The organism is Pedococcus sp. P2_F6, assembly GCF_056403675.1.
The window spans coordinates 676,766-699,398 of sequence record NZ_JBFUEZ010000001.1 but is presented as its reverse complement, the minus strand read 5'-3'; the positions used below and the strand labels follow the sequence as shown (position 1 = coordinate 699,398).

The window sequence follows — 22,633 nt, the reverse complement described above, 5'->3', positions numbered from 1 at the left end:
GGGCCTCGACGGCACAGGTTCATGTCCTGGCCAGTCGCGTGGGGGGACGCGATGCCACACCCCGGGCGTGCGGCGCAGGTCCACGACGACCGGCGCTACTCCCCGAGGTCCGGTCGCTCGAGGCCACCTCGCGCACCATGACGCAGTTGCCGAGGCCCTTGGGGCGGTCGTAGCTGAAGCCCTCGCGCTCGTACATCGTGCGGGTGCCGTTGTAGAGGAACGACGAGTTCTTCTTCCGGACGCCACCGGTGTCGTGTGGGTAGCCCTCGACCAGACCACCGCCGGCCCGAGCGATCAGCTCGACCGCTCCACGCAGGGCGATCGACGCCAGGCCCTTGCCGCGGTGGCTGCGCTCGACCTGGATGCAGGTGACCCGGTAGTCGGGGAGTCGCTCGGCCGTGGCGAGGTACTCCTTGCGGTGGTGGATGCTGGGCAGCTCCTCCGGCGTCCCGTACTCCGCCCAGGCGATGGCGAGGTCGCCGTCGTAGACCAGCGCCGCGTGCGCGATCCCCTCATCCACCCGGCGCTTCTTGAACGCGCGGTTGTCCTCGGCGGTGCTGTCCGGCTCCCGGTCCTCCGGATGGAACCAGGTGCACCAGCAGTTGGCGAACATGCCCTTGTTCCGCTCGACGAGCGCGGCGAAGTCGTCGAACGTCTCCGGCGTGAGCGCCCTGATCGTGTAGTCGGACATGCCTGAAAAGTACCCCTGCTCGGGGTCCAGGAACCGCTCGACGCAAGCGTCAGCCCCGCGCTCCCGGCTCCCGGGCAGGGGGCAGCGCCATGAAGAGCACGGGCAGGTGGTCCTCGGGCAGCCACCACGGGCGGCCCTCGCCGACCACCTGCCACCCCGTGCGCCGGTACAGCTCGACGGCCGAGGTGGTCTCCCGCACGACGTCCAGGACAGGTGTCCGGCCCGACTCGCGGATGGCCGCGACCGCGGTCGCGAGAAGGGCCTTCCCGACACCCCTGCCGACGGTCGTGTGATCCACGAAGAGGACCGCGACCGCCGCGAGCTCCTCCCGTGGGCGGCCGGTCCCCGCGATCCAGAGGTCGGCCTCCATCCCCGGCTCGACCCGCGAGACCGCGACGTGGCCGACCACGCGCCCGCCGAGCTCGGCGACCCAGGCTGCGTCCTCGTCGGCCCGCGCGATGAACGACTCCACCGGGAACGGCAGGGGCCAGCTCTGGGGATACCCCGAGTGCGGCTGCTGGGCGGTCAGGACGTCGGCCAGGGCCGGGATGTCGTCACTGGTGCGCTCGCGCACCACCACCTCTTCGAAGGCGTCAGTCATGGCGCCACCCTAGGTCGGGGCAGGGCGGGGCGTTGCGGCGCTCCCGCCGCCCGTAGCATTCCGGGCGTGACCGAGCAGCCCACCATCGGAGTCCTCGCCGTCCAGGGCGACGTGCGCGAGCACCTGTATGCCGTGGAGCAGGCGGGCGCCCGCGCCACCACCGTGCGCCGGACCTCCGAGCTGGACGCGGTGGACGCGCTCATCATCCCGGGCGGTGAGTCCACGACCATGGACAAGCTGGTCCGCGCCTTCGAGCTGCGCGACCCACTCCGGGCGCGGCTGGCGGCCGGCATGCCGGCATACGGCTCCTGCGCGGGGATGATCATGCTCGCCGACCGCATCGCCGACGCCCGACCCGACCAGCAGACGCTCGGCGGCCTGGACATCACGGTGCGTCGCAACGCGTTCGGCCGGCAGGTGGACTCCTTCGAGGAGGACCTGCACATCCGGGCCATCGGCGGCGCGCCGATGCGGGCCGTGTTCATCCGTGCGCCGTGGGTCGAGGAGGTGGGCGAGGGGGTCGAGGTGCTGGCCCGCGTGGAGGACGGACCTGCCGCAGGTAGGATCGTCGCCGTTCGTCAGGGGTCCCTGATGGCCACCTCCTTCCACCCGGAAGTGACCGGTGACCACCGGTTCCACCAGTTGTTCGTCGAGATCGTGAGAGGCAAGGCATGAGCGGCCACAGCAAATGGGCAACCACGAAGCACAAGAAGGCTGCCATCGACGCGAAGCGGGGCAAGCTCTTCGCCAAGCTCATCAAGAACATCGAGGTCGCGGCGCGCACCGGTGGCGGTGACCCCACGGGCAACCCGACGCTCTACGACGCCATCCAGAAGGCCAAGAAGACCTCGGTCCCCAACAACAACATCGACAACGCGGTCAAGCGCGGGTCCGGTGCGACGGCCGGCGGCGCCGACTGGGAGACCATCACCTACGAGGGCTACGCGCCCGGTGGTGTCGCCGTCCTCATCGAGTGCCTGACCGACAACCGCAACCGAGCGGCTGCCGAGGTCCGCACCGCGCTGACCCGCAACGGCGGCCAGCTGGCCGACCCCGGTTCGGTGTCCTACGTCTTCGACCGCAAGGGCGTCGTCGTGGTCCCCAAGGGCGACAAGACCGAGGACGACATCCTCGAGATCGTCCTCGAGGCCGGTGCCGACGAGGTCAACGACCTCGGCGACGCCTTCGAGATCATCTCCGAGGCGACCGACTTCGTCGCCGTCCGCAAGGCCGTCCAGGACGCCGGGATCGACTACGACTCCGCCGAGGCCTCGTGGGTGCCGAACCTCAAGGTGCCGCTCGACGCAGACGGGGCACGCAAGATGATCCGCGTCATCGAGGCCCTCGAGGACTCCGACGACGTGCAGGACGTGTTCGCCAACGGAGACATCAGCGACGACGTGCTCGCCGAGATCGAGGACGACGACGAGTAGAAGGCGTGTTGCTGCGCCCGAAGGTGCGAACCGGTGTGTAGCGTTCAACCGAACATGTGTTCGGAAACGCATGGTTGTTCGAAAACGCAGTCGGACGTGAGGGAGCAGCTGTCGTGCGCGTACTCGGGGTCGATCCCGGCCTGACCCGCTGTGGCATCGGGGTGGTCGAGGGCGGTCGTGGTCGCCAGGTCCGCCTCGTGGCCGTCGGCGTGGTGCGTTCCCCGGCCACCGAGCCGACCGCCGAGCGGCTGCTCTACCTCCAGACCGAGCTCGACGCGTGGCTCGACCGGTTCGAGCCTGACGCGATCGCCGTGGAGCAGGTCTTCGCCGACGTCAACGTCGCCAGCGTCATGAACACCATGCAGGCCTCGGCGATCCCGCTGCTCGCCGCGGCGCGCAGGGGGCTCCCGGTCCAGCTGCACACGCCGACCTCGGTCAAGGCAGCGGTCACCGGCTCGGGCCGGGCCGACAAGGCCCAGGTGACGGCCATGGTGACCCGGATCCTGCGGATGGAGTCCGCGCCGAAGCCCGCCGACGCCGCGGACGCCCTCGCCATCGCCATCTGCCACCTGTGGCAGGGCCCCGCCGCCACCCGGCTCCAGGACGCCGCCAGGGCGGAGCAGGAACGCCTCCGCTCAGCGGGCCGAGCCGCGGTGGCCCGGTGATCGCCTCGGTCCGCGGACCGGTGCGGCACATCGGTCTCGACCGAGTCGTCGTCGAGGTCGGGGGAGTGGGCATGCTGCTGCACACGACACCGGCCACCGCGTCCGCACTGCACCTCGGTCAGGAGGCGCTGCTCGCGACCACCCTCGTCGTCCGCGAGGACTCGCTGACCCTCTACGCCTTCACGTCCGACGACGAGCGTGACATCTTCGAACAGGTGCAGACCGTCTCGGGCGTCGGACCTCGGATCGCCCTCGCGATGCTCTCGGTGCTGGCCCCCGACCGGCTACGGGCAGCGGTCAGCAGCGCGGACCTCGCGACGCTCACCAAGGTGCCCGGGATCGGCCGCAAGGGTGCCGAGCGCATCGTCCTCGAGCTGCGCGACAAGCTCGGTATGCCGTCCGGTGCGGCGGGTGGCGCGACTGCCGTCCCGGCCGTGGGAGCCACGGCCTGGCGTGACCAGGTGGCCGAGGCCCTCGTGGGGCTCGGATACTCCGCCAAGCAGGCCGACGACGCCGTGTCGCGGGCGGCGGAGGCGGCGCCGGCCGGCGCCGACGTCTCCGCGATGCTCCGCGCGGCGCTGCGAGAGCTGGGGCGCTAGGCCATGGCTGACGGCTTCTCCTCCGAGATGTTCGAGGACTCGTCGGTCGATGCCACCGCGCGGGTGGTCGACGCCGAGGGCGATGCCGACGAGCGCACCGTGGAGGCAGCCCTGCGACCACGCAGGCTCAGCGAGTTCACCGGTCAGACGCGGGTGCGCGACCAACTCTCGCTCGTGCTCGAGGCGGCCCGGCGACGGGGGACACCGCCCGACCACGTGCTGCTCTCCGGGCCGCCGGGTCTGGGCAAGACCACGCTGGCCATGCTCATCGGCACCGAGCTGGGGCGGCCGATCCGCATCACCAGCGGCCCCGCCATCCAGCACGCCGGCGACCTGGCGGCGGTGCTCTCCTCGCTCATGGAGGGGGAGGTCCTCTTCCTCGACGAGATCCACCGCATGTCGCGGTCGGCCGAGGAGATGCTCTACCTCGCCATGGAGGACTTCCGGGTCGACGTCATCGTCGGCAAGGGCCCCGGCGCCACAGCCATCCCCCTGGAGCTCCCCGCCTTCACCGTCGTGGGCGCCACCACCCGGGCAGGGCTGCTGCCCGCGCCGCTGCGCGACCGGTTCGGCTTCACCGGGCACCTCGACTTCTACGCAGCCGAGGACCTGGTCACGATCCTCGAACGCTCGGCGCGACTGCTCGAGGTGTCCGCCGACACCGACGGCATCACCGAGATCGCGCGGCGATCGCGCGGCACACCACGCATCGCGAACCGGCTGCTGCGACGGGTCCGCGACTGGGCCCAGGTGCACGGACGCGACGTCGTCGACGAGGAGGCGGCGCATGCCGCGCTGGCCCTGTTCGACGTCGACGACCGCGGGCTGGACCGCCTCGACCGCGCCGTCCTCGACTCCCTCTGCCGGCGCTTCGGAGGCGGACCCGTCGGTCTGTCGACGCTCGCGGTCGCAGTGGGGGAGGAGGCCGACACGGTCGAGACCGTCGCCGAGCCGTTCCTCGTCCGTGAGGGCTTCATCACGCGCACGCCTCGTGGCCGGGCCGCGACGGCCATGGCGTGGGAGCACCTGGGCCTGACGCCACCGCTCGGCCACCAACCCCAGCCCAGCCTGCCCCTCGACACCGGCGAGGGTCGCTTCGGCGGGTGACCCGCTCGGGCGGCGTGCCCACGGCATACCTGCACGTGCTCGCCCGTGCTCGCCCCTTCTCGCCATGGGCGAGCAAAGGTCACAATTGGAACGCAGCCACGGTGGGGCACGTTGGTCGGTATGCCGTGCGTCACCTACACTCGGGCGGTCCCCCGGCTGGAGCCGGGGACTTGCGCGTGCCCTACTGCGTGGCGCCGCACCCTGACTGCCCCAACCGTGAAGGGACTGCTCCATGTCGAATGGCGGCTCGCCCATAGCCAGCCTGCTGATCTTCGCGCTGCCCGTGCTGCTCATCGTCTTCATGGTGTTCAGCCAGCGTCGGCGCCAGCGCGAGGTGCAGTCACTGCAGGCGGCTCTGGCCGTCGGCGACGAGGTCTGCACGACCTCCGGGCTCTACGGCACGATCACGTCCCTCGACGACAGCACCGCCACCCTGGAGATCAGCCCCGGGGTCACCGTCCGCTTCGACCGGCGCGCCATCGGCACCAAGACGGTGTCACCCGGCCCGGCCGCACCCCGCACCACCGAGTAGAGGTCCCTGCACGTGGCAATCAACCCGCACAACCGCAAGCCGCTGAAGATCCTGTCAGCGCTGGCGGCCGTCACCCTCGGCCTCTACGGCCTCCTCTTCGCGGCCACCACCTGGGGTGACGCACAGTGGCAGCCCAAGCTCGGTCTCGACCTCGACGGGGGCACCCAGCTGGTGCTCAAGCCCGTGCTGGTCGGCAACAGCAAGGTCACCAACGAGCAGCTCACCCAGGCGCGGGACATCATCGTCCAACGCGTCGACGCCAACGGCGTCGCGGGCGCCGAGGTGACCACGCGCAACGGCGAGGACATCGTCGTGAGCGTCCCGGGCACCAGCCTGGACAAGACGACCGAGGACGCCATCCGCAAGTCCTCGCAGATGCGCTTCCGACCCGTCCTCGCTGCCGCGCCGGGAGTGAACCAGCCGACCCCCACGGGCACGGACACCGGGACGGCCACCGGCACGGCAACGGGCACCGCCACGCCGAGCAAGGCTCCCAGCCCCTCCGCCACGGCCACCGGTTCGGCGACCCCGGCCGGCTCCGCCCTGCCCGGGGCGTTCGTCAAGGCCACCACGCCGCCCACTCCGACCGGTTCCGCGACGGGCAGTGCCACGGGTACCTCCACGGCCAAGCCCACCGGCTCGACCGCCGCGCCCCAGAACGCCAGCGACCTGGCGTGGATCACGGCCGACGTCGCGGCTGCGTTCCAGGCGCTGGACTGCTCCGACCCCGCCGTGGTCGACAAGATCGTGGACGACCCGGCGAAGCCGCTGGTCACGTGCAGCGACGACGGCGCAGAGAAGTACGTCCTCGGCCCGGTCGTGGTGAACGGCGACCAGATCAAGGACGCCGCAGCCGGCTACCGACCCCTGTCCAACGGCCAGCCGTCCAGCACCGTCGAGATCACGCTGAGCTTCAAGTCCGAGGGCACCAAGGCCTACGCCGAGGCGAGCAAGCGGATGGTCACCCTCGAGACCCCCCGCAACCAGATGGCCGCCACCCTCGACTCGCGTGTCATCGTGGCGCCGTACTTCCAGGCCGCGATCCTCGACGGGCAGGCCAGCATCTCGGGCCAGTTCACGATCACGTCGGCCCGCGACCTGGCCAACCAGCTCAAGTTCGGTGCCCTGCCCCTGTCGTTCACGCTGCAGACCCGCGACCAGATCAGCCCGACCCTGGGCAGCGAGCAGCTCAGGATGGGTCTGATCGCCGGAGTCATCGGCTTCGCGCTGGTCTTCATGTACTCCCTCGCGCAGTACCGCGCCCTGGGCCTGGTCACCGTGCTGTCCATCGTCATCGCGGCGCTGCTGACCTACGTCGCGATCGCCGTGCTCGGCTGGTCACACAACTTCAGACTCGACATGGCGGGCGTGACAGGGCTCATCGTGGCCATCGGTGTCACCGCCGACTCCTTCATCGTCTACTTCGAACGCATTCGCGACGAAGTGCGTGAGGGACGACCCCTGCGTGCCGCCGTCGACACCGGCTGGCGCCGAGCCCGACGAACCATCCTGGCCGCGGACGGCGTGAACTTCCTGGCCGCGTTCGTCCTCTACCTGCTGGCGTCCTCCAACGTGCGCGGGTTCGCCTTCACCCTGGGCCTCACGACCCTGATCGACCTGCTCATCGTCGTGCTGTTCACCCACCCGCTCGTGGCGATCCTGGCCGGCACCAAGTTCTTCGGCGGTGGACACAAGTGGTCGGGTCTCGACCCGGAGCGGCTCGGGGCCAAGGCACACAAGCCCAGGTATGCCGGGCGCGGACGGGTCGCGATGCCGACCACCGCATCTGCTGTGAGCGACGGGAGCGCACTGTGATCAACTTCGCCGCACTGGGCAACGACCTCTACACCGGCAAGCGGTCCATCGACTTCGTCGGTCGCTACAAGCGGTGGTACGCCGTCTCCGGGGTCTTCGTCCTGCTCGCGATCATCGGGCTGGTCTGGCACGGCCTCAACCTCAGCCTCGAGTTCCGCGGCGGCTCGGAGTTCCGGGTGTCGTCGGTCGCGAGCTCGGCGGACTACGAGGCCAGGGCCAAGGACGCCGTCAGCCACATCCCGACGGCTGGTGCCGCCGAGGTGACCAAGGTCGGCACCGGCACCATTCGGGTGCAGACCGAGCAGCTCGGCGAGTCCGAGATCCGGGCCGTGCAGACGGCACTGGCCTCCGAGTTCAAGACCGACGTCGACAACGTCTCCGCATCGTTCGTCGGGCCTTCCTGGGGTGCCTCCGTGAGCCAGCAGGCGCTCAAGGCCCTGGCTGTGTTCCTCGCACTCGTGTCGATCGTGATGGCGATCTACTTCCGCACGTGGAAGATGGCCGTCGCCGGGCTCGTGGCCCTGCTCCACGACCTGTTCATCACGGTGGGCATCTATGCGCTGGCCGGTTTCGAGGTCTCCCCGGCCACGATGATCGGCTTCCTGACGATCCTCGGGTACTCGCTGTACGACACCGTCGTCGTCTTCGACAAGGTGCGTGAGAACACCACCGAGGCGCTCGGCAACGGCCGCCTCACCTACGCCCAGGCGGCGAACCTCGCCGTCAACCAGACCCTGGTGCGGTCGATCAACACCACGATCGTGGCGCTGCTGCCGATCGCATCGATCCTGGTCATCGGGTTCCTCTTCCTCGGCCCCGGCACCCTGCTCGACCTGGCCCTGGCCCTGTTCGTCGGTATCGCCGTCGGCGCCTACTCCTCGATCTTCATCGCCACGCCGCTGTTGGTGCACCTGCGCCTGAAGGAGCCGGCTGTCGTCGATCTCGAGAAGAAGGCCACCCGCTACCAGGCGCGTCATGGCGGCGTCGTCTCCGCCTCCGATGCCGCTCCGGTCCCGCACGAGCCCGACGCCGAAGAGCTCGCTGCAGCCACCTCCGGCCGCGAGTCGGTCTCGGCGGCGGCACGTTCCGGTGGCGTGGTGCGCGAGACCCACAAGTACGCGACCAGTGGTCCGCGCAACCAGCCCAAGCGTCCGCCGAAGTCTCGTCGATGAGGCGCAGCTCGTCGACGAGATGGAGCCGCTGCGCCCGGGTGGGTCAGTGAGCGACACCCTCGCCGAGCGGGTCTCCGCGCGGTTGCGCGACGTCCAGGACTTTCCCAGCCCGGGGATCCTGTTCAAGGACGTGACGCCCGTCCTGGCCGACCCCGAGGTCTTCGGTGCCGTCATCCGCGACATGGCGGACCGACGCAGGGGCAGCATCGACCTGGTCGTCGGTATCGAGGCTCGCGGCTTCATCTTCGGAGCCGCTCTCGCGCACGAGCTGGGGGTCGGCTTCGTCCCGGTGCGCAAGGCGGGCAAGCTGCCGGGCGACACCGTCGGGCTGACCTACGACCTCGAGTACGGCACGGCGACCATCGAGATCCACAGCGATGCCTTCGTGAGCGGTGAGCGCGTCCTGCTCGTCGACGACGTGCTCGCCACGGGAGGCACCGCCGAGGCGGCCTGTCGGCTGCTGGAGCAGGCCGGTGCCACGGTCGTGGCCTTCGAGACGCTGGTCGAGCTCGGGTTCCTGCCCGGCCGTGAGCGGTTGGCTGGGCGTGAGATCCACGCCACCGTGGTGGTCCCGTAGGCTTTCGGCATGACCGAGGACGTCGTCACCGGACCGGTGCCCACCGGTGCCTCCTCGGCGAACCGCGTCCGCGCCCGCCTGGCCCGCTTCGGCAGCCGCGGAGGTCCGATCAACCCGGTCCTGGAGCCCCTGCTCCAGACAGTCCGAGCCACCCACCCCAAGGCTGACCTGACGGTCATCGAGCGCGCGTACGTCGTCGCCGAGGAGGCGCACCGGGGCCAGACGCGCAAGTCCGGCGACGCGTACATCACCCACCCGCTCGCGGTGACCACGATCCTCGCCGAGCTGGGCATGACGCCGGCCACCCTGGCGGCGGCGCTGCTCCACGACACGGTGGAGGACACGGAGTACAGCCTCACGCAGCTGGAGAAGGACTTCGGGCGCGAGGTGGCGATGCTCGTGGACGGTGTCACCAAGCTCGACAAGGTGACCTACGGGGACGCCGCGCAGGCCGAGACCGTGCGCAAGATGGTCGTGGCGATGGCCCGCGACATCCGGGTGCTGGTGATCAAGCTGGCCGACCGCCTGCACAACGCCCGCACCTGGCGCTACGTCTCGGTGGAGTCCGCGCAGCGCAAGGCTCGCGAGACCCTCGAGATCTACGCCCCGCTGGCCCACCGGCTCGGCATGAACACCATCAAGTGGGAGCTCGAGGACCTGTCCTTCGCGACGCTCTACCCCAAGGTCTACGACGAGATCGTGCGCTTGGTGGCCGAGCGGGCCCCCGCACGCGAGGAGTTCCTCTCAGGGGTGCGGGACCAGGTCAGCGAGGACCTCAGGGGCGCCAAGATCAAGGCGACCGTGACCGGTCGGCCGAAGCACTACTACTCCGTCTACCAGAAGATGATCGTCCGGGGTCGCGACTTCGAGGACATCTACGACCTCGTGGCGGTGCGGGTCCTCGTCGACTCGGTGCGCGACTGCTACGCCGCGCTGGGTGCGCTGCACGCGCGCTGGAACCCCCTGCCGGGGCGGTTCAAGGACTACATCGCGATGCCCAAGTTCAACATGTACCAGTCCCTGCACACGACGGTGATAGGCCCTGAGGGCAAGGCCGTCGAGATCCAGATCCGCACGCACACCATGCATCGCCGGGCCGAGTACGGCGTCGCCGCCCACTGGAAGTACAAGGAGGATGGCACCGCCCCCGCCTCCGGCGCCAAGGAAGGCGAGACCGGCCCGATCAACGACATGGCGTGGCTGCGCCAGCTGCTCGACTGGCAGAAGGAGACCGCCGACCCGGGGGAGTTCCTCGACTCGCTGCGCTTCGAGATCAACGCCCGCGAGGTCTACGTCTTCACGCCCAAGGGCGAGGTGGTGGCCCTGCCGGCCGGAGCGACGCCGGTCGACTTCGCCTACGCCGTGCACACCGAGGTGGGCCACCACTGCATCGGCGGCCGCGTCAACGGCCGTCTCGTGCCGCTGGAGTCGACCCTCGAGAACGGTGACGTCGTCGAGGTGCTCACCTCCAAGGCCGACGGCGCCGGACCGTCGCGCGACTGGCTCACCTTCGTCAAGTCGCCTCGGGCGCGCAACAAGATCAAGCAGTGGTTCTCCAAGGAGCGTCGCGAGGAGGCGATCGAGACCGGCAAGGACGCGATCGCCCGCGCCATGCGCAAGGAAGGCCTCCCGCTCCAGCGACTGCTCACCGTCGAGACCCTGACCGGCCTGGCGTCAGAGCTGCGCTACCAGGACATCGACGCCCTGTATGCCGCGGTGGGCGAGGGGCACGTGTCCGCCCAGCACGTGGTGGGCCGGCTGGTGGTCTCGCTGGGGGGCGAGGAGGGCGCATCCGAGGACCTCGCGGAGGCGACGACGCCGACCCGGTCGATGCGGCGACGCACGGGCGACCCCGGCGTCGTGGTGGTCGGCACTGCGGACGTGTGGGTCAAGCTGGCCCGCTGCTGCACCCCGGTGCCGGGTGACCCGATCATGGGATTCATCACCAGGGGCAACGGCGTCTCAGTGCACCGCACCGACTGCACCAACGCTGAATCCCTTCTGTCGCAACCAGATCGGATGATCGAGGTCGAGTGGGCCCCCTCGTCGGCGTCGGTCTTCCTGGTGCAGCTGCAGGTCGAGGCCCTGGACCGCAACCGGTTGTTGTCCGACGTCACCAGGGTGCTGTCCGACCAGCACGTCAACATCCTCTCGGCCTCGGTGCAGACCTCGCGAGACCGGGTGGCGATCAGCAAGTTCACCTTCGAGATGGGTGACCCGAGCCACCTCGAACACGTGATGAAGGCCGTCCGCAAGATCGACGGCGTGTTCGACGTCTACCGGATCACCGGCACCAAGGCCACCGCCGCCAAGGCGTAGCCCCGCGGCATACGAGGGTCGTGGTCTAGGAACCGAACTCGTCGACGTTGCCGCGGGCCTGGGCCAGCCACTGCTCCTGGGCCTCGAGCTTGGCCTGGGCGTCCTTGACCTTCTTCTCGTTGCCGGAGGCCTGCGCCTTGGCCAGGTCGTCCTTGAGCGAGGAGACCGACGCCTCGAGCTGGTCGACCATGCTCTGGGCGCGGGCCGCGACCTCGGGGTTGGACTGCTTCCAGCGCTGGTCGTCGGCGTCGCGTACCGCCTGCTCGATGCGACGCATCCCCTTCTCCATGCGGTCGACGTCGCCCCGGGGGACCTTGCCCGCAGCGTCCCACTTGTCCTGCAGCGTGCGGAGGGCGGCCTTGGCGGTCTCGAGGTCCTTCACCGGGAGGATGTCCTGGGCTTCCGTGAGCAGAGCCTCCTTGACGGCCAGGTTGCCCCGGAACTCCTCGTCCTCCTTGGCCGCGACCTCGTCCTTCGCGGCGAAGAACGCATCCTGGGCGGCCTTGAACCGCTCCCACAACGCGTCGTCGTCGGACCGGGAGGCGCGCCCGGCCTGACGCCAGCGATCCATGAGTCGCTTGAAGGCGCCGGCCGTCTGGCCCCAGTCGGTGCTGGTGGAGAGGGCCTCGGCCTCCTTGACGAGCTCCTGCTTGGCGGCCTTGGCCTCGGCCTGGGTGCCTTCGAGCTGGGCGAAGTGGACCCGACGTGCCTTGTCGAAGGAGTTGCGGGCCTGGCTGAACCGCTGCCAGAGGGCGCCCTCGGTCTCGCGGTCAAGCCGTGCACCCTCGCGCTGGTGCTTCTTCCAGCCGTCGAGCAGCTCGCGCATGCGGGCACCACTGCTCTTCCACTGGATCTTGGCTTCGGGCTGTCCCGCGATCTTCTCGGCTTCGGCCACGATGGCTTCGCGCTCAACCGTCGCCGCGGCTCGGGCTGCGCTGCGTTCGGCGGACTCGGCCGCCTTGCGCGCAGCAACCAGGCCCTCGATCTCGCCCACCTTGGCGTCGAGACCGGCGAGGTCGCCGACGACATTGGCCTCGGCGCAGTGTTCGCGCAGCTTGGCCAGGCCCTCGGCGGCGTCCTTGGCGGACAGGTCAGTGGTGGTCAGCCGCTGGTGCAACAGGTCTGCGGAGGCGTAGAGCTCGTCGTACTTGCGCGCGAAGTAGTGCAGCGCCTCGTCGGGGGTGGCTCCCGGGTAGGCGCCCACCTCCCGCTCGCCATCGGCGGTGCGGACGAACACGGTGCCGTCCTCGGCCGCGCGACCGAACGTCTCCGACGGCGGTCCGGGCGGCGCAGCGACGGTCAGCGCAGCGGGCTGGGCGTGAGCCACCTTGCGCACCGCGGCAGGGGTCGGCACCGGGCCCGGCTTCGGAGCCGGTCGGGGTACCGGCTTCGGTGCGGGAGCGGGAGCGGCTTCGGAGGCAGCGTCGGGCTCGGACGCTGCGGGCTCGGTGGCTCCCTCAGGCTCGGCTGCTGGTTCGGGCTCGGGCTCGGGTGCAGCCTCGGGCTCGGGTGCAGCCTCGGGCTCGGGTGCAGCCTCGGGCTCGGGTGCAGCCTCGGCCTCGGGCTCGGGTGCAGCCTCGGCCTCGGGCTCGGGTGCAGCCTCGGGCTCGGCTGCAGCCTCTGCCTGGGGAGCGGAAGGAGGCGCGTCAGCGACGGTGCTGGGCTCGGAGTCAGGCTTGGAGTCGGGCTCGGTTTCGGCCGGGGGCGTCTGCTCGGTCACGGGTCAGGCCTTCTTCTCTGTCACAGCAACCTTAAGGATGCTGATGGGTGCAGCCGGGGCACCATCGGTGGCGCCTCCGCTCACACCTGCTGCGGCGATCTTGTCGACAATATCCATTCCACCGGTCACCGTGCCGAAGATGGAGTAGCCCGCGGGCACACTGCTCAGGTCGGTGTCCTTGTAGACGATGAAGAACTGGTCAGCGTTGGAGTTCGGGTCGGTCGTGCGTGCCATGGCCAAGCTGCCGCGCGGGTACTTGCCGTCCTTGGGTGCGTTCTCGATGCCGTAGCTGTAGCCGGGGCCACTGCCGGTGCCGCCCAACGGGTCACCGCACTGGAGCACGAACAGGGGTGACGGGTCCGCCACCTTCGTCACGCGGTGGCAGGGGGAGTCGGCGAAGTAGCCGGCCTTGGCGAGCGCGACGAACGAGGCCACGGTCTGGGGCGCCTTGGCACCATCGAGCTGAACGGTGAGGTCGCCGCAGTTGGTCGTGACGACGGCGGTGAAGGTCTTGCCGGCGGCCGTGGCCTTGTCGGGCTTGGCGACCTTCTTCACGGCGGACGGGGGAGCGGGCGGCGCGGTGCAGCCTGCGACTGCCGGACTGGTCGTCGTAGTCGTGGCTGACGGCGCAGTGGCGGCGGGGGTCGTGTCGTCCTTGAGCTGGGTCGCGAGGAACACGAAGGCGGCGACCACGGCGAGCACGGCGAGCACGACCACCACGACCTGGCGGTTGCGCGCGGCCTCACGTTCCTTCTGAACCTGCTTGGCCTCGAGCTTCACGGCACGGCGGCGCGCAGCGGCGCGTTCCTGTTCCCTCGTCACGCGCGCCAGTCTAGGCAGCACGGCGCTGTGGCTAGGCTGCGGGCCGTGCTCACCGTTGCTTTTCCCGCCGCTGCCTTCGACACCAACTGTTACGTCCTCGCCCCTGACGCAGGGGAGGAATGCGTCATCGTCGACCCAGGCATCGGCGTGGAGGAGACCCTGCGCGCGGTGCTCACCGAGCACCGACTGCGCCCAGCCGCGGTGCTGCTCACCCACGGCCACATCGACCACGTGTACTCGGTGACGCCCGTCTGCGGAGCGGACACCGCGGCATACATCCACGCGGACGACCGCTATCGGCTCGTGGACCTGCTCGCCAACGTCAACCCGGGGCTGCTCGGCATGCTCGAGCAGCAGTTCGGCAGCAAGGCGACCTGGACCGAACCCAGCACTGTGGTCGAGGTGAAGGACCGCGCGAGGCTGGACCTGGCGGGGCTCGGGTTCGAGGTGCTGCACGCGCCGGGCCACACCGAGGGTTCGGTGATGTTCAGCGTCGACGCGGTCCCGGACGGGATCGCCGACCAGGTGGAGGTCGACCGCACGCTCCTCAGCGGCGACGTGCTCTTCGCAGGGTCCATCGGTCGCACCGACCTGCCCGGCGGCGACCCGGCGGCGATGAACCGCTCACTGCGCGACGTCGTCCTGCCCCTCCCCGACACCACCCTCGTGCTCCCCGGGCACTACCAGGCCACGACGATGGACCGCGAACGGGCGACCAACCCCTATTTGCAAGGATTGGCCCCGTGAAGATCACCCCGATCAGCGGCTTCCCCGAGTACCTCCCGGCCCAGCGGATCATCGAGCAGCACTTCCTCGACGTCATCCGCGAGACCTTCGAGCTGCACGGGTTCCCCTCGATCGAGACCCGTGCCGTGGAGCCCGTCGACCGGCTGCTCGGCAAGGGTGGCGACGCCGACAAGGAGATCTACGGCGTCACCCGGCTCGCCGACAAGTCCGAGGGGCGCGCCGACTCCGATGCCGAGCTCGGGCTGCACTTCGACCTCACCGTCCCGTTCGCGCGCTACGTGCTGGAGAACGCCGGCCACCTGTCCTTTCCCTTCCGACGGCACCAGATCCAGAAGGTGTGGCGCGGCGAGCGTCCCCAGGAGGGCCGCTACCGCGAGTTCACCCAGGCCGACATCGACGTGGTCGACGTGGGCGAGCTGGCGCCACACTTCGAGGCCGAGATGCCCCTGGTCGTCGCGGAGGTGTTCCGCAAGCTTCCGGTCGGCCAGATGGTCATCCAGGTCAACAACCGCAAGATCCCCGAAGGCTTCTACCTCGGCATCGGCATCGACGACGTCGCGGGCACGCTGCGCATCGTCGACAAGCTCGACAAGATCGGCCCGGCCAAGGTGAAGGACCTCCTGGTCGACGCCGGGCGGACTCCCGAGCAGGCGGACAAGTGCCTCGCCCTGGCCGCGATCCGGACAGCGGACCTCTCCTTCGTCGCGCAGGTGCGCGAGCTGGGAGTCGAGCACCCCACGCTCGACGAGGGACTCGACGCGCTGGCGGCCGTCATCCAGGCGGGCCTCGACAATGCTCCCGGCGCGCTCGTGGCCGAGCTCAAGATCGCGCGGGGCCTGGACTACTACACCGGCACGGTCTACGAGACCCAGCTGGTGGGCTACGAGTCGTGGGGCTCGTTCTGCTCCGGCGGCCGCTACGACTCGCTGGCCTCGGACGGGAAGACGACCTACCCCGGGGTCGGCATCTCGATCGGTGTCTCCCGCCTCCTGGGGCTGCTCATCGGCAAGGGACTGCTCCGGTCCAGCCGGTCCACCCCCGCGTGCGTCCTCGTCGCCGTGAACGACGACGAGAGCCGAGCGAGCTCCACCCGGGTCGCCACGCAGCTGCGGGCACGCGGCATACCGTGCGAAGTGGCGCCGAAGCCCGCCAAGTTCGGCAAGCAGATCCGGTATGCCGAGCGCCGGGGGATTCCGTACGTCTGGTTCCCCGGCTCAGCGGGCGACGAAGGCAGCGGGGGAGGCGACCAGGTCAAGGACATCCGGTCGGGCGACCAGGTCGACGCCGACGCCATCTCGTGGGAGCCTCCGACCCAGGACCTGCGCCCGCAGATCATCCGCGCGGAGAGCTGAGCACCCATGGACTCCACCCGACCGCTGACCGAGACCCGCGCCAGCGGCGTGCAGCTGCACATCACGTCGCTGCCCGGTGGCCGCCTCGGCCAGCCGGCGCGCGACTTCGTGGACTGGCTCGTCGAGGCGGGGCAGTCGGTGTGGCAGGTGCTCCCGGTGTCGATCCCCGACAAGCACCGATCGCCCTACAAGTCCCCGTCCGCCTTCGCCGCGTCACCGGCCCTGCTGGAGCACCCCGAGGCCCCGGTGAGCCAGCAGGAGGTGGAGGACTTCGCTGACCGCGAGGCCTACTGGGTTGACTCGTGGACGTCCTTCGGTGGCGACCTCGCGGACCAGGTGCGCTTCGACCGCGAGTGGTCGGCGCTGCGCGAGTACGCCCACGACCGCGGGATCAGGATCCTCGGCGACGTCCCCATCTACGTCGCCCCCGACGCCGCCGACGAGCGCGCGTGGCCGCAGTTCTTCCGCTCCGACGCCGTCGCCGGCTGCCCGCCCGATGCGTATGCCGCGACCGGCCAGCTCTGGGGCAACCCGCTGTACCGCTGGGACGTGCTGCGCGACGACGGCTATCGCTGGTGGATCGAGCGGCTGCGCCGCACCTTCGCGCTGTTCGACGTCGTGCGCGTCGACCACTTCCGCGGGTTCGCGGCCTACTGGGCGATCCCGGCAGGTGACGACGTCGCCCTCAACGGGAAGTGGGAGCAGGGCCCGGGGCGAGAGGTGTTCGACGCCGCGCTCGGTGCCCTGGGCCCGCTGCCGGTCCTCGCGGAGGACCTCGGCGACATCGACCAGCCTGTCATCGACCTGCGCAGGTCGCTCGGGTTCCCCGGCATGGCAGTGCTGCAGTTCGCCTTCGAGCCGGCCTACGAGTACAACGCCCACGACCCCGAGAACCACGAGCCCAACCAGGTCGTCTACACCGGCACCCACGACAACGACACGGTCAACGGCTGGTGGTGGGACCTCCCCGACCACCGCAGGCAACTTGCCCGCGAAGCCTGTCGACAGGCCGGAGTCGGCGCCGACGTCGACGCCGAACCGTCGTGGGGTTTCATCGAGCTCGCACTGCGAGGGCCGTGCGGGTTGTCGATGATGCCGGCCCAGGACGTGCTCGCCCTCGGCTCAGAGGCGCGCATGAACGCGCCCGGCATCGAGGGCGGCTGGTCCTGGCAGATGGCGCCGGGTGCGCTGACGTCGGAGCACGCCGCCCGGTTGCGCGCCCTGACCGAGTCCTCAGGCCGCGCTGCCCGCTGACGCGGGAGGACGCAGGCCGGTGTCCCGCAGCTCCAGCAGGGCCAGCGACCGGATCGTCGCCTCGTCACCACGCCGCCACGCTCCCGTCGGGTCCGACGAGATGGCGGCGAGCTTGCGCATCGGCTGGCCCGCCATGGCCCGCAGGGCGAACAGGTCGAGGTCGGCCGCGGTGTCGATGAACCGCTGTGCGGCGCTCGCCCGGCGGACGAAACGCCCGCGGAGCACCAGCCACACCAACCCGACGATGAGGATCGGCACGAGCGCAGTGACCCACCCCAGGATGTTGGCGAGCTTCGTGACGGCGTCGACGAGGTCGGTGCCGGCCTGCTCGATCGTGGTGCCCGCACCGCTGACCTGCCGGAACGGCGCGGCGATCTTGTCGCCGACCAGGGGCAGGTCCCGCACCGAGTCGCCGGCGCTGGTCATCTGGTCACGGAACCCCGAACCCGCCGTCTGCAGCTGTCGACCGGGCGCTGCGAGCTCCAGGGTCGTGTCGTGGACGAGCCGTCCCACCCACGCCCAGAGGCACCCCCACGCGAGCATCCCGACGTCGGCGAGGATCTGGACGGTGCGGCGGCCCGGCAGGTCTGCATAGAGCTTCATGCCACCTAGACTCCCATCCGTGCCACCCTCGAGCGCGATCGAGCGCGCTGTCCGCGGTTGGCTCAACCACCTGGACGTCGAGCGCGGCGTCGCCGCCAACACGCTCACGTCCTACCGGCGCGACCTGGCCCGCTACGCGGCATACCTCGCTGGTCGGGGGGTGCACGACCCCGCGGGCATCACGGAGGCGCACGTCAGCGACTTCCTCGCGACGCTGCGAGAGGGGACCACCGACCACCCTCCGCTCGCGGCGTCGTCGGCGGCGCGGACGCTCGTCGCGGTGCGTGGTTTTCACCGGTTTCTCGTCCTCGAGGGCGACCTGCCCACCGACCCGGCGTCGGCCGTCAGCCCGCCACAGCCCCCCGCACGCCTGCCCAAGGCGATCAGCATCGAGGACGTCGAGCGCCTGCTCGAAGCGGCCAGCCTGGGTGACACGCCCGGGTCGCTGCGCGACCGGGCCCTGCTCGAAGTCCTCTATGGCACCGGCGCACGCATCTCAGAGGCCGTCGGCCTCGACGTCGACGACATCGACACCGAGGAGGGAGTGGTGCGGCTCTTCGGGAAGGGCAGCAAGGAGCGCATCGTCCCCCTCGGCTCGTATGCCGCGCAGGCACTGGGCGCGTACCTCGTCCGGGGACGGCCCACCTTCGCGGTCAAGGGGAAGGGGACGCCTGCGGTGTTCCTCAACCAGAGGGGCAGCAGGCTCTCGCGCCAGTCGGCCTGGGCGGTGCTGCGCGCCGCGGCCGAACGCGCGGACCTCGGCGGCCACCTGTCGCCGCACACGTTGCGACACTCGTTCGCGACGCACCTGCTCGACGGCGGCGCCGACGTCCGGGTCGTGCAGGAGCTGCTGGGGCACGCCTCGGTGACCACCACGCAGATCTACACGCTGGTGACGGTGCAGCGTTTGCGTGAGGTGTATGCCCAGAGTCACCCCCGTGCCCGCTGATAGGGTCGTGCCGATCAGCGCGAGGCTGACCGACGAACGCCAACTCACCGGGAGTGAAACGCCTGTGGAATCTGAGGTGACCACGCAGGAGCAGTCGCCGCCCACCCATTCGGGCGACACCTCCGAGTCGGCCCCCAACGGTGCTGAACGCGACCACGTCCACCTGCCCGGGACCGAGTCTGCGGGCGCTGGACAGATCGGTCCGACCGGGCGCCCGATGCCGGTCTTCCCCGACCCGCAGCCCCTCGCAGCCCACGGCCCCGCCCGCATCATCGCCATGTGCAACCAGAAAGGTGGCGTCGGGAAGACGACGACGACCATCAACCTGGGTGCTGCTCTCGCCGAGGTCGGCCGACGCGTGTTGCTGGTCGACTTCGACCCCCAGGGTGCCCTGTCCGTGGGGCTCGGAGTGCGCGCCAACGAGCTCGACGTCACCATCTACAACCTTCTCGTCGAGCGCGGTCACGACGTGCGCGACGTCATCCAGGCCACGGCCACCGAGAACCTCGACGTCATTCCCGCCAACATCGACCTGTCCGCCGCCGAGGTGCAGCTCGTCGGTGAGGTCGCCCGGGAGCAGATCCTCGCGCGGGTGCTCCGGCCGGTCATGGACGACTACGACGTCATCATGATCGACTGCCAGCCCTCGCTCGGCCTGCTCACCGTGAACGCCCTCACCGCGGCGCACGGTGTGGTGATCCCGCTCGAGTGCGAGTTCTTCGCCATGCGTGGGGTCGCGCTGCTCGTGGAGACGATCGACAAGATCACCGACCGCCTCAACCCGCGCCTGCAGGTCGACGGCATCCTGGCGACGATGTACGACTCGCGCACCCTGCACAGCAAGGAGGTCGTGCGCAGCGTCGTCGACCACTTCGGCGACCAGGTGTTCCACACGGTGATCAGCCGCACGGTGAAGTTCCCGGACGCCACGCTCGCTGCTGAGCCGATCACGACCTACGCCTCGACGCACGCCTCCGCAGCGTCCTACCGGCAACTCGCCCGAGAGCTGATCGCCCGTGGTGGGGCGGCCTGACGAGGTGAGCCAGGAGGCCATCGCCACTGCGCCGGGAGGCGCGGTGCAGCTGGAGGACGCCCAGCCCGCGGCCCAGCTCGAGGACCAGCTCGCGGACCAGCTCGCGGACCAGGCGACGATGACGCCGGGTGGCGTGATCACCCGACGCGGCGGGTCCACGCCGTTCCAGGTCCACCTCGACAACTTCTCCGGGCCCTTCGACCTGCTCCTCGGCCTGATCAGCAAGCACAAGCTCGACATCACCGAGATCGCCCTCGCCAAGGTCACCGACGAGTTCATCGCCCACATCAAGGCAGCCCAGTCGTCGCACACGGAGTGGGACCTGGGCCAGGCGTCGGAGTTCCTGCTGATCGCAGCGACCCTGCTCGACATCAAGTCTGCGCGGCTGCTCCCGCAGACCGGGCCGCAGGACGAGGAGGACCTCGCCCTCATCGAGGCCCGCGACCTGCTCTTCGCCCGGCTGCTGCAGTACCGCGCCTTCAAGGACATCGCCTTCACCTTCGGCGAGCGGATGGCCACCGCAGGCAGGATGACACCGCGGCAGGCGGGTCTCGAGCCCCAGTTCGCGAGGCTCCTGCCCGAGCTGGTCATGGGGATCACGCCCGAGCAGCTGGCCATGATCGCGGCCAGGGCGATGGTGCCCAAGGTGGCGCCGAGCGTCGGCCTGGACCACCTGCACGCTCCACAGGTCAGCGTGCGCGAGCAGGCGGGCATCCTGGGCGTCAGGCTCCGAGCCGAACGCGTGTGCTCGTTCCGGGCCCTGGTGGCCGACGCCGACTCGACGCTGGTCATCGTGGCCAGGTTCCTGGCCCTGCTCGAGCTGTTCCGCGAGGCGGCGATCGCGTTCGAGCAGGCCGAGGCGCTCGGCGAGCTGACGGTCCGCTGGACGGGCGACGACGAGGGCGAGATCGAGGTCAGCGACGAGTTCGACGAGCTGGACGAGGAACCACCCGCAGACGAGCCGGACGACGACGACGGAAAGAGCGACGATGAGTGACCTTGAGGTCGTGCCCGACCACGAGCCCGACCACGAGCGTGACGAGGGCGTCGTTGCGCCGAACGAGAGTGCCGCCGACGAGCAGTTCGCGTTCGACGTCAACGACTTCCCCGGCGGCGCGCGCAGTGCCATCGAGGCGGTCCTCATGGTCGTGGACGAGCCGATCACCGAGGTGTCGCTCGCCTCTGCGCTGGAGCTGCCCGTCGACGACGTGCTCATGCACCTCAGGGACCTCGAGGCCGAGTACGCCGCGCAGCAGCGTGGCTTCACCCTCAGGTCGGTGGCAGGCGGCTGGCGGATCTACAGCCGGTCCGACTACGCCCCCGTGGTCGAGAAGTTCCTGCTCGACGGGCAGCAGGCCAAGCTGACCCAGGCCTCTCTGGAGACCCTGGCCGTGATCGCCTACCGCCAGCCGATCTCGCGGTCGCGCGTCAGTGCGGTCCGCGGCGTCAATGTCGACGGCGTGGTCCGGACCCTGCTCAACCGCGGGCTCATCGAGGAGCTGGGGTCCGACGGCGACGGCGGCGCGTTCCTCTACGGCACCACCGACTACTTCCTCCAACGCCTGGGTCTCGGCAGCATCGACGACCTGCCCGCCCTCGCGCCCTACCTCCCCGAAGTCGACGTGCTCGACGAGATCGCAGAACAAGGACGCCGATGACACCCCCACGCAGCAGAGGCCCCGCAGGATCCGGCTCGGACCGACCGGGGGGTGGGCGTGGTCGCGCCGGCGGCCAAGGCTCTTCCCGAGCGGGGCAGGGCGGCAGTGGTCGCACCAGCCCACCGAGGGGCGGAGGCCCGACCGCGTCCGAGGGGGGGCGCCCCGAGCGGCCCCAGCGCGGGAGCTCCGGCACGACCAAGAAGAGCCAGCCGACCCGGGTGCCCCGTGAGCGGGCCACGCCCGAGGTCGACATGCACGACCCCGATGGCATCCGGTTGCAGAAGCTCCTCGCCGCCGCCGGAGTGGGATCGCGCCGGGTGTGCGAGAACCTCATCACCGCCGGCCGGGTCGAGGTGGACGGAAACATCGTCACCGAGCTCGGGGTGCGGATCCGTCCGGACCAGACCGTCCACGTCGACGGGGTCAAGGTCCAGCTCGACGAGACCCGCGTCTACTTCGCCTTCAACAAGCCCCTGGGCGTCGTCACGACGATGAACGACGAGCTCGGCCGGATCAGCATCGGCGACTACGTGGGGGACCGCAACGAGCGGCTGTTCCACGTCGGCCGCCTCGATGCCGACACCGAGGGCCTGTTGATCCTCACCAACGACGGCGAGCTCGCCCACCGCCTCCAGCACCCGCAGTACGGCGTGCTCAAGACCTATCTCGCGCAGATCCGTGGCCCCGTGCCGCGCGACATCGGCAAGCAGCTGCGCGAGGGCGTCCAGCTCGAGGACGGACCTGCGTCGGTCGACTCGTTCAAGGTGGTCGACTCGCAGCCGGGCAAGGCGCTCGTCGAAGTGATCCTGCACGAGGGGCGCAAGCACATCGTGCGTCGTCTGCTCGACGCCGTCGGTCACCCCGTGATCAGCCTCGTGCGGGTGCAGGTCGGGCCCATCTACCTCGGCGACACCAAGCCGGGCAAGATGCGCAAGCTCAACAAGGCAGAGGTCGGGCAGCTCTACTCCGCGGCTGGAATGTGAG

At 70.1% G+C, this 22,633-nt stretch carries 23 protein-coding genes; 18 read left to right on the top strand and 5 right to left on the bottom strand.

Features of this window, described 5'->3' with window-relative positions:
• Positions 1 to 19: 19 nt before the first annotated feature.
• Together AC1DWP_RS03310 and AC1DWP_RS03305 are read right to left on the bottom strand one after the other, a co-directional pair.
• Positions 20 to 691 (bottom strand): GNAT family N-acetyltransferase, encoded by a 672-nt coding sequence (locus tag AC1DWP_RS03310; RefSeq protein ID WP_477613016.1) that lies wholly within the window; start codon positions 689 to 691, stop codon positions 20 to 22.
• 49 nt (positions 692 to 740) lie between these two features.
• Positions 741 to 1,292 carry a GNAT family N-acetyltransferase gene (locus AC1DWP_RS03305; protein ID WP_477613015.1) on the bottom strand — a complete coding sequence of 184 codons (552 nt, stop codon included), beginning with the start codon at positions 1,290 to 1,292 and terminating at the stop codon, positions 741 to 743.
• A 66-nt stretch (positions 1,293 to 1,358) separates the two neighbouring features.
• Here AC1DWP_RS03305 and pdxT point away from each other — a divergent pair, with 66 nt between their 5' ends.
• The 10 genes from pdxT to AC1DWP_RS03255 all read left to right on the top strand — a co-directional run bounded on the left by pdxT (position 1,359) and on the right by AC1DWP_RS03255 (position 11,511).
• Positions 1,359 to 1,967 carry a pyridoxal 5'-phosphate synthase glutaminase subunit PdxT gene (pdxT, locus tag AC1DWP_RS03300; RefSeq protein ID WP_477613014.1) on the top strand — a complete coding sequence of 203 codons (609 nt, stop codon included), beginning with the start codon at positions 1,359 to 1,361 and terminating at the stop codon, positions 1,965 to 1,967.
• A complete protein-coding gene (locus tag AC1DWP_RS03295) occupies positions 1,964 to 2,725 on the top strand; it encodes a YebC/PmpR family DNA-binding transcriptional regulator (protein ID WP_477613013.1) in 762 nt (253 codons plus the stop codon). The genes pdxT and AC1DWP_RS03295 overlap by 4 nt, the downstream gene beginning before the upstream one ends.
• 113 nt (positions 2,726 to 2,838) lie before the next feature.
• The gene (ruvC, locus tag AC1DWP_RS03290) at positions 2,839 to 3,390 is read left to right on the top strand and encodes a crossover junction endodeoxyribonuclease RuvC (RefSeq protein WP_477613012.1); all 552 of its coding nucleotides are present in this window, start codon (positions 2,839 to 2,841) and stop codon (positions 3,388 to 3,390) included.
• On the top strand, positions 3,387 to 3,989 hold the full coding sequence (ruvA, locus tag AC1DWP_RS03285; RefSeq protein WP_477613011.1) for a Holliday junction branch migration protein RuvA: 603 nt from the start codon (positions 3,387 to 3,389) through the stop codon (positions 3,987 to 3,989). The genes ruvC and ruvA overlap by 4 nt, the downstream gene beginning before the upstream one ends.
• 3 nt (positions 3,990 to 3,992) lie before the next feature.
• On the top strand, positions 3,993 to 5,096 hold the full coding sequence (gene ruvB / locus AC1DWP_RS03280) for a Holliday junction branch migration DNA helicase RuvB (protein WP_477613010.1): 1,104 nt from the start codon (positions 3,993 to 3,995) through the stop codon (positions 5,094 to 5,096).
• A gap of 232 nt (positions 5,097 to 5,328) precedes the next feature.
• Complete coding sequence (gene yajC, locus AC1DWP_RS03275) at positions 5,329 to 5,628, top strand: preprotein translocase subunit YajC (RefSeq protein WP_477613009.1); 300 nt, start codon at positions 5,329 to 5,331, stop codon at positions 5,626 to 5,628.
• A 12-nt stretch (positions 5,629 to 5,640) separates the two neighbouring features.
• Entirely contained in the window at positions 5,641 to 7,443 is a 1,803-nt protein-coding gene (secD, locus tag AC1DWP_RS03270) for a protein translocase subunit SecD (RefSeq protein WP_477613008.1), read from the top strand.
• Complete coding sequence (gene secF / locus AC1DWP_RS03265; RefSeq protein ID WP_477613007.1) at positions 7,440 to 8,615, top strand: protein translocase subunit SecF; 1,176 nt, start codon at positions 7,440 to 7,442, stop codon at positions 8,613 to 8,615. The genes secD and secF overlap by 4 nt, the downstream gene beginning before the upstream one ends.
• A gap of 46 nt (positions 8,616 to 8,661) precedes the next feature.
• Positions 8,662 to 9,192, top strand: a complete 531-nt coding sequence (locus tag AC1DWP_RS03260; protein WP_477613006.1) for an adenine phosphoribosyltransferase — start codon at positions 8,662 to 8,664, stop codon at positions 9,190 to 9,192.
• A 9-nt stretch (positions 9,193 to 9,201) separates the two neighbouring features.
• Entirely contained in the window at positions 9,202 to 11,511 is a 2,310-nt protein-coding gene (locus AC1DWP_RS03255) for a RelA/SpoT family protein (RefSeq protein WP_477613005.1), read from the top strand.
• 25 nt (positions 11,512 to 11,536) lie between these two features.
• Here AC1DWP_RS03255 and AC1DWP_RS03250 read toward each other — a convergent pair whose 3' ends face one another.
• Positions 11,537 to 13,231 carry a DUF349 domain-containing protein gene (locus AC1DWP_RS03250; protein WP_477613004.1) on the bottom strand — a complete coding sequence of 565 codons (1,695 nt, stop codon included), beginning with the start codon at positions 13,229 to 13,231 and terminating at the stop codon, positions 11,537 to 11,539.
• A 3-nt stretch (positions 13,232 to 13,234) separates the two neighbouring features.
• Positions 13,235 to 14,053 carry a peptidylprolyl isomerase gene (locus tag AC1DWP_RS03245; protein ID WP_477613003.1) on the bottom strand — a complete coding sequence of 273 codons (819 nt, stop codon included), beginning with the start codon at positions 14,051 to 14,053 and terminating at the stop codon, positions 13,235 to 13,237.
• Positions 14,054 to 14,098: 45 nt separating this feature from the next.
• Here AC1DWP_RS03245 and AC1DWP_RS03240 point away from each other — a divergent pair, with 45 nt between their 5' ends.
• Genes AC1DWP_RS03240 through AC1DWP_RS03230 form a run of 3 tightly spaced genes read left to right on the top strand, consistent with a single transcriptional unit; the run spans position 14,099 to position 17,406 of the window.
• Positions 14,099 to 14,800 carry an MBL fold metallo-hydrolase gene (locus tag AC1DWP_RS03240; RefSeq protein WP_477613002.1) on the top strand — a complete coding sequence of 234 codons (702 nt, stop codon included), beginning with the start codon at positions 14,099 to 14,101 and terminating at the stop codon, positions 14,798 to 14,800.
• Positions 14,797 to 16,152 (top strand): histidine--tRNA ligase, encoded by a 1,356-nt coding sequence (gene hisS / locus AC1DWP_RS03235; RefSeq protein WP_477613001.1) that lies wholly within the window; start codon positions 14,797 to 14,799, stop codon positions 16,150 to 16,152. The genes AC1DWP_RS03240 and hisS overlap by 4 nt, the downstream gene beginning before the upstream one ends.
• Before the next feature lie 6 nt (positions 16,153 to 16,158).
• Positions 16,159 to 17,406, top strand: coding sequence for a 4-alpha-glucanotransferase (locus AC1DWP_RS03230; protein WP_477613000.1), 1,248 nt, complete (start codon positions 16,159 to 16,161; stop codon positions 17,404 to 17,406).
• On the opposite strand, the gene AC1DWP_RS03225 is transcribed toward AC1DWP_RS03230, so the two are convergent.
• Positions 17,386 to 18,009 (bottom strand): hypothetical protein, encoded by a 624-nt coding sequence (locus AC1DWP_RS03225; protein WP_477612999.1) that lies wholly within the window; start codon positions 18,007 to 18,009, stop codon positions 17,386 to 17,388. The two genes, AC1DWP_RS03230 and AC1DWP_RS03225, sit on opposite strands and share 21 nt — an antisense overlap.
• Here AC1DWP_RS03225 and xerD point away from each other — a divergent pair.
• From xerD to AC1DWP_RS03200, 5 genes are all read left to right on the top strand, one after another.
• Positions 18,008 to 18,958: a site-specific tyrosine recombinase XerD gene (xerD, locus tag AC1DWP_RS03220; RefSeq protein ID WP_477612998.1), complete on the top strand. Its 951-nt coding sequence runs from the start codon at positions 18,008 to 18,010 to the stop codon at positions 18,956 to 18,958. The two genes, AC1DWP_RS03225 and xerD, sit on opposite strands and share 2 nt — an antisense overlap.
• A gap of 217 nt (positions 18,959 to 19,175) precedes the next feature.
• Positions 19,176 to 19,991: a ParA family protein gene (locus tag AC1DWP_RS03215; RefSeq protein ID WP_477613424.1), complete on the top strand. Its 816-nt coding sequence runs from the start codon at positions 19,176 to 19,178 to the stop codon at positions 19,989 to 19,991.
• Positions 19,992 to 20,109: 118 nt separating this feature from the next.
• Entirely contained in the window at positions 20,110 to 20,988 is an 879-nt protein-coding gene (locus tag AC1DWP_RS03210) for a segregation and condensation protein A (protein WP_477613423.1), read from the top strand.
• On the top strand, positions 20,981 to 21,649 hold the full coding sequence (gene scpB, locus AC1DWP_RS03205) for an SMC-Scp complex subunit ScpB (RefSeq protein ID WP_477612997.1): 669 nt from the start codon (positions 20,981 to 20,983) through the stop codon (positions 21,647 to 21,649). Before AC1DWP_RS03210 ends, scpB begins: the two co-directional genes overlap by 8 nt.
• Complete coding sequence (locus tag AC1DWP_RS03200; protein WP_477612996.1) at positions 21,646 to 22,632, top strand: pseudouridine synthase; 987 nt, start codon at positions 21,646 to 21,648, stop codon at positions 22,630 to 22,632. Before scpB ends, AC1DWP_RS03200 begins: the two co-directional genes overlap by 4 nt.
• The last annotated feature ends 1 nt before the right edge of the window (position 22,633 follow it).

Bases quoted from the DNA above. Each gene is read 5' to 3' on its own strand.
- AC1DWP_RS03225 (WP_477612999.1), bottom strand. From the start codon at position 18,009: ATGAAGCTCTATGCAGACCTGCCGGGCCGCCGCACCGTCCAGATCCTC.
- AC1DWP_RS03305 (WP_477613015.1), bottom strand. From the start codon at position 1,292: ATGACTGACGCCTTCGAAGAGGTGGTGGTGCGCGAGCGCACCAGTGAC.
- AC1DWP_RS03215 (WP_477613424.1), top strand. From the start codon at position 19,176: ATGCCGGTCTTCCCCGACCCGCAGCCCCTCGCAGCCCACGGCCCCGCC.
- AC1DWP_RS03230 (WP_477613000.1), top strand. From the start codon at position 16,159: ATGGACTCCACCCGACCGCTGACCGAGACCCGCGCCAGCGGCGTGCAG.
- yajC (WP_477613009.1), top strand. From the start codon at position 5,329: ATGTCGAATGGCGGCTCGCCCATAGCCAGCCTGCTGATCTTCGCGCTG.
- AC1DWP_RS03310 (WP_477613016.1), bottom strand. From the start codon at position 691: ATGTCCGACTACACGATCAGGGCGCTCACGCCGGAGACGTTCGACGAC.
- AC1DWP_RS03200 (WP_477612996.1), top strand. From the start codon at position 21,646: ATGACACCCCCACGCAGCAGAGGCCCCGCAGGATCCGGCTCGGACCGA.
- scpB (WP_477612997.1), top strand. From the start codon at position 20,981: ATGAGTGACCTTGAGGTCGTGCCCGACCACGAGCCCGACCACGAGCGT.
- AC1DWP_RS03295 (WP_477613013.1), top strand. From the start codon at position 1,964: ATGAGCGGCCACAGCAAATGGGCAACCACGAAGCACAAGAAGGCTGCC.
- xerD (WP_477612998.1), top strand. From the start codon at position 18,008: ATGCCACCTAGACTCCCATCCGTGCCACCCTCGAGCGCGATCGAGCGC.
- AC1DWP_RS03255 (WP_477613005.1), top strand. From the start codon at position 9,202: ATGACCGAGGACGTCGTCACCGGACCGGTGCCCACCGGTGCCTCCTCG.
- AC1DWP_RS03210 (WP_477613423.1), top strand. From the start codon at position 20,110: ATGACGCCGGGTGGCGTGATCACCCGACGCGGCGGGTCCACGCCGTTC.
- ruvB (WP_477613010.1), top strand. From the start codon at position 3,993: ATGGCTGACGGCTTCTCCTCCGAGATGTTCGAGGACTCGTCGGTCGAT.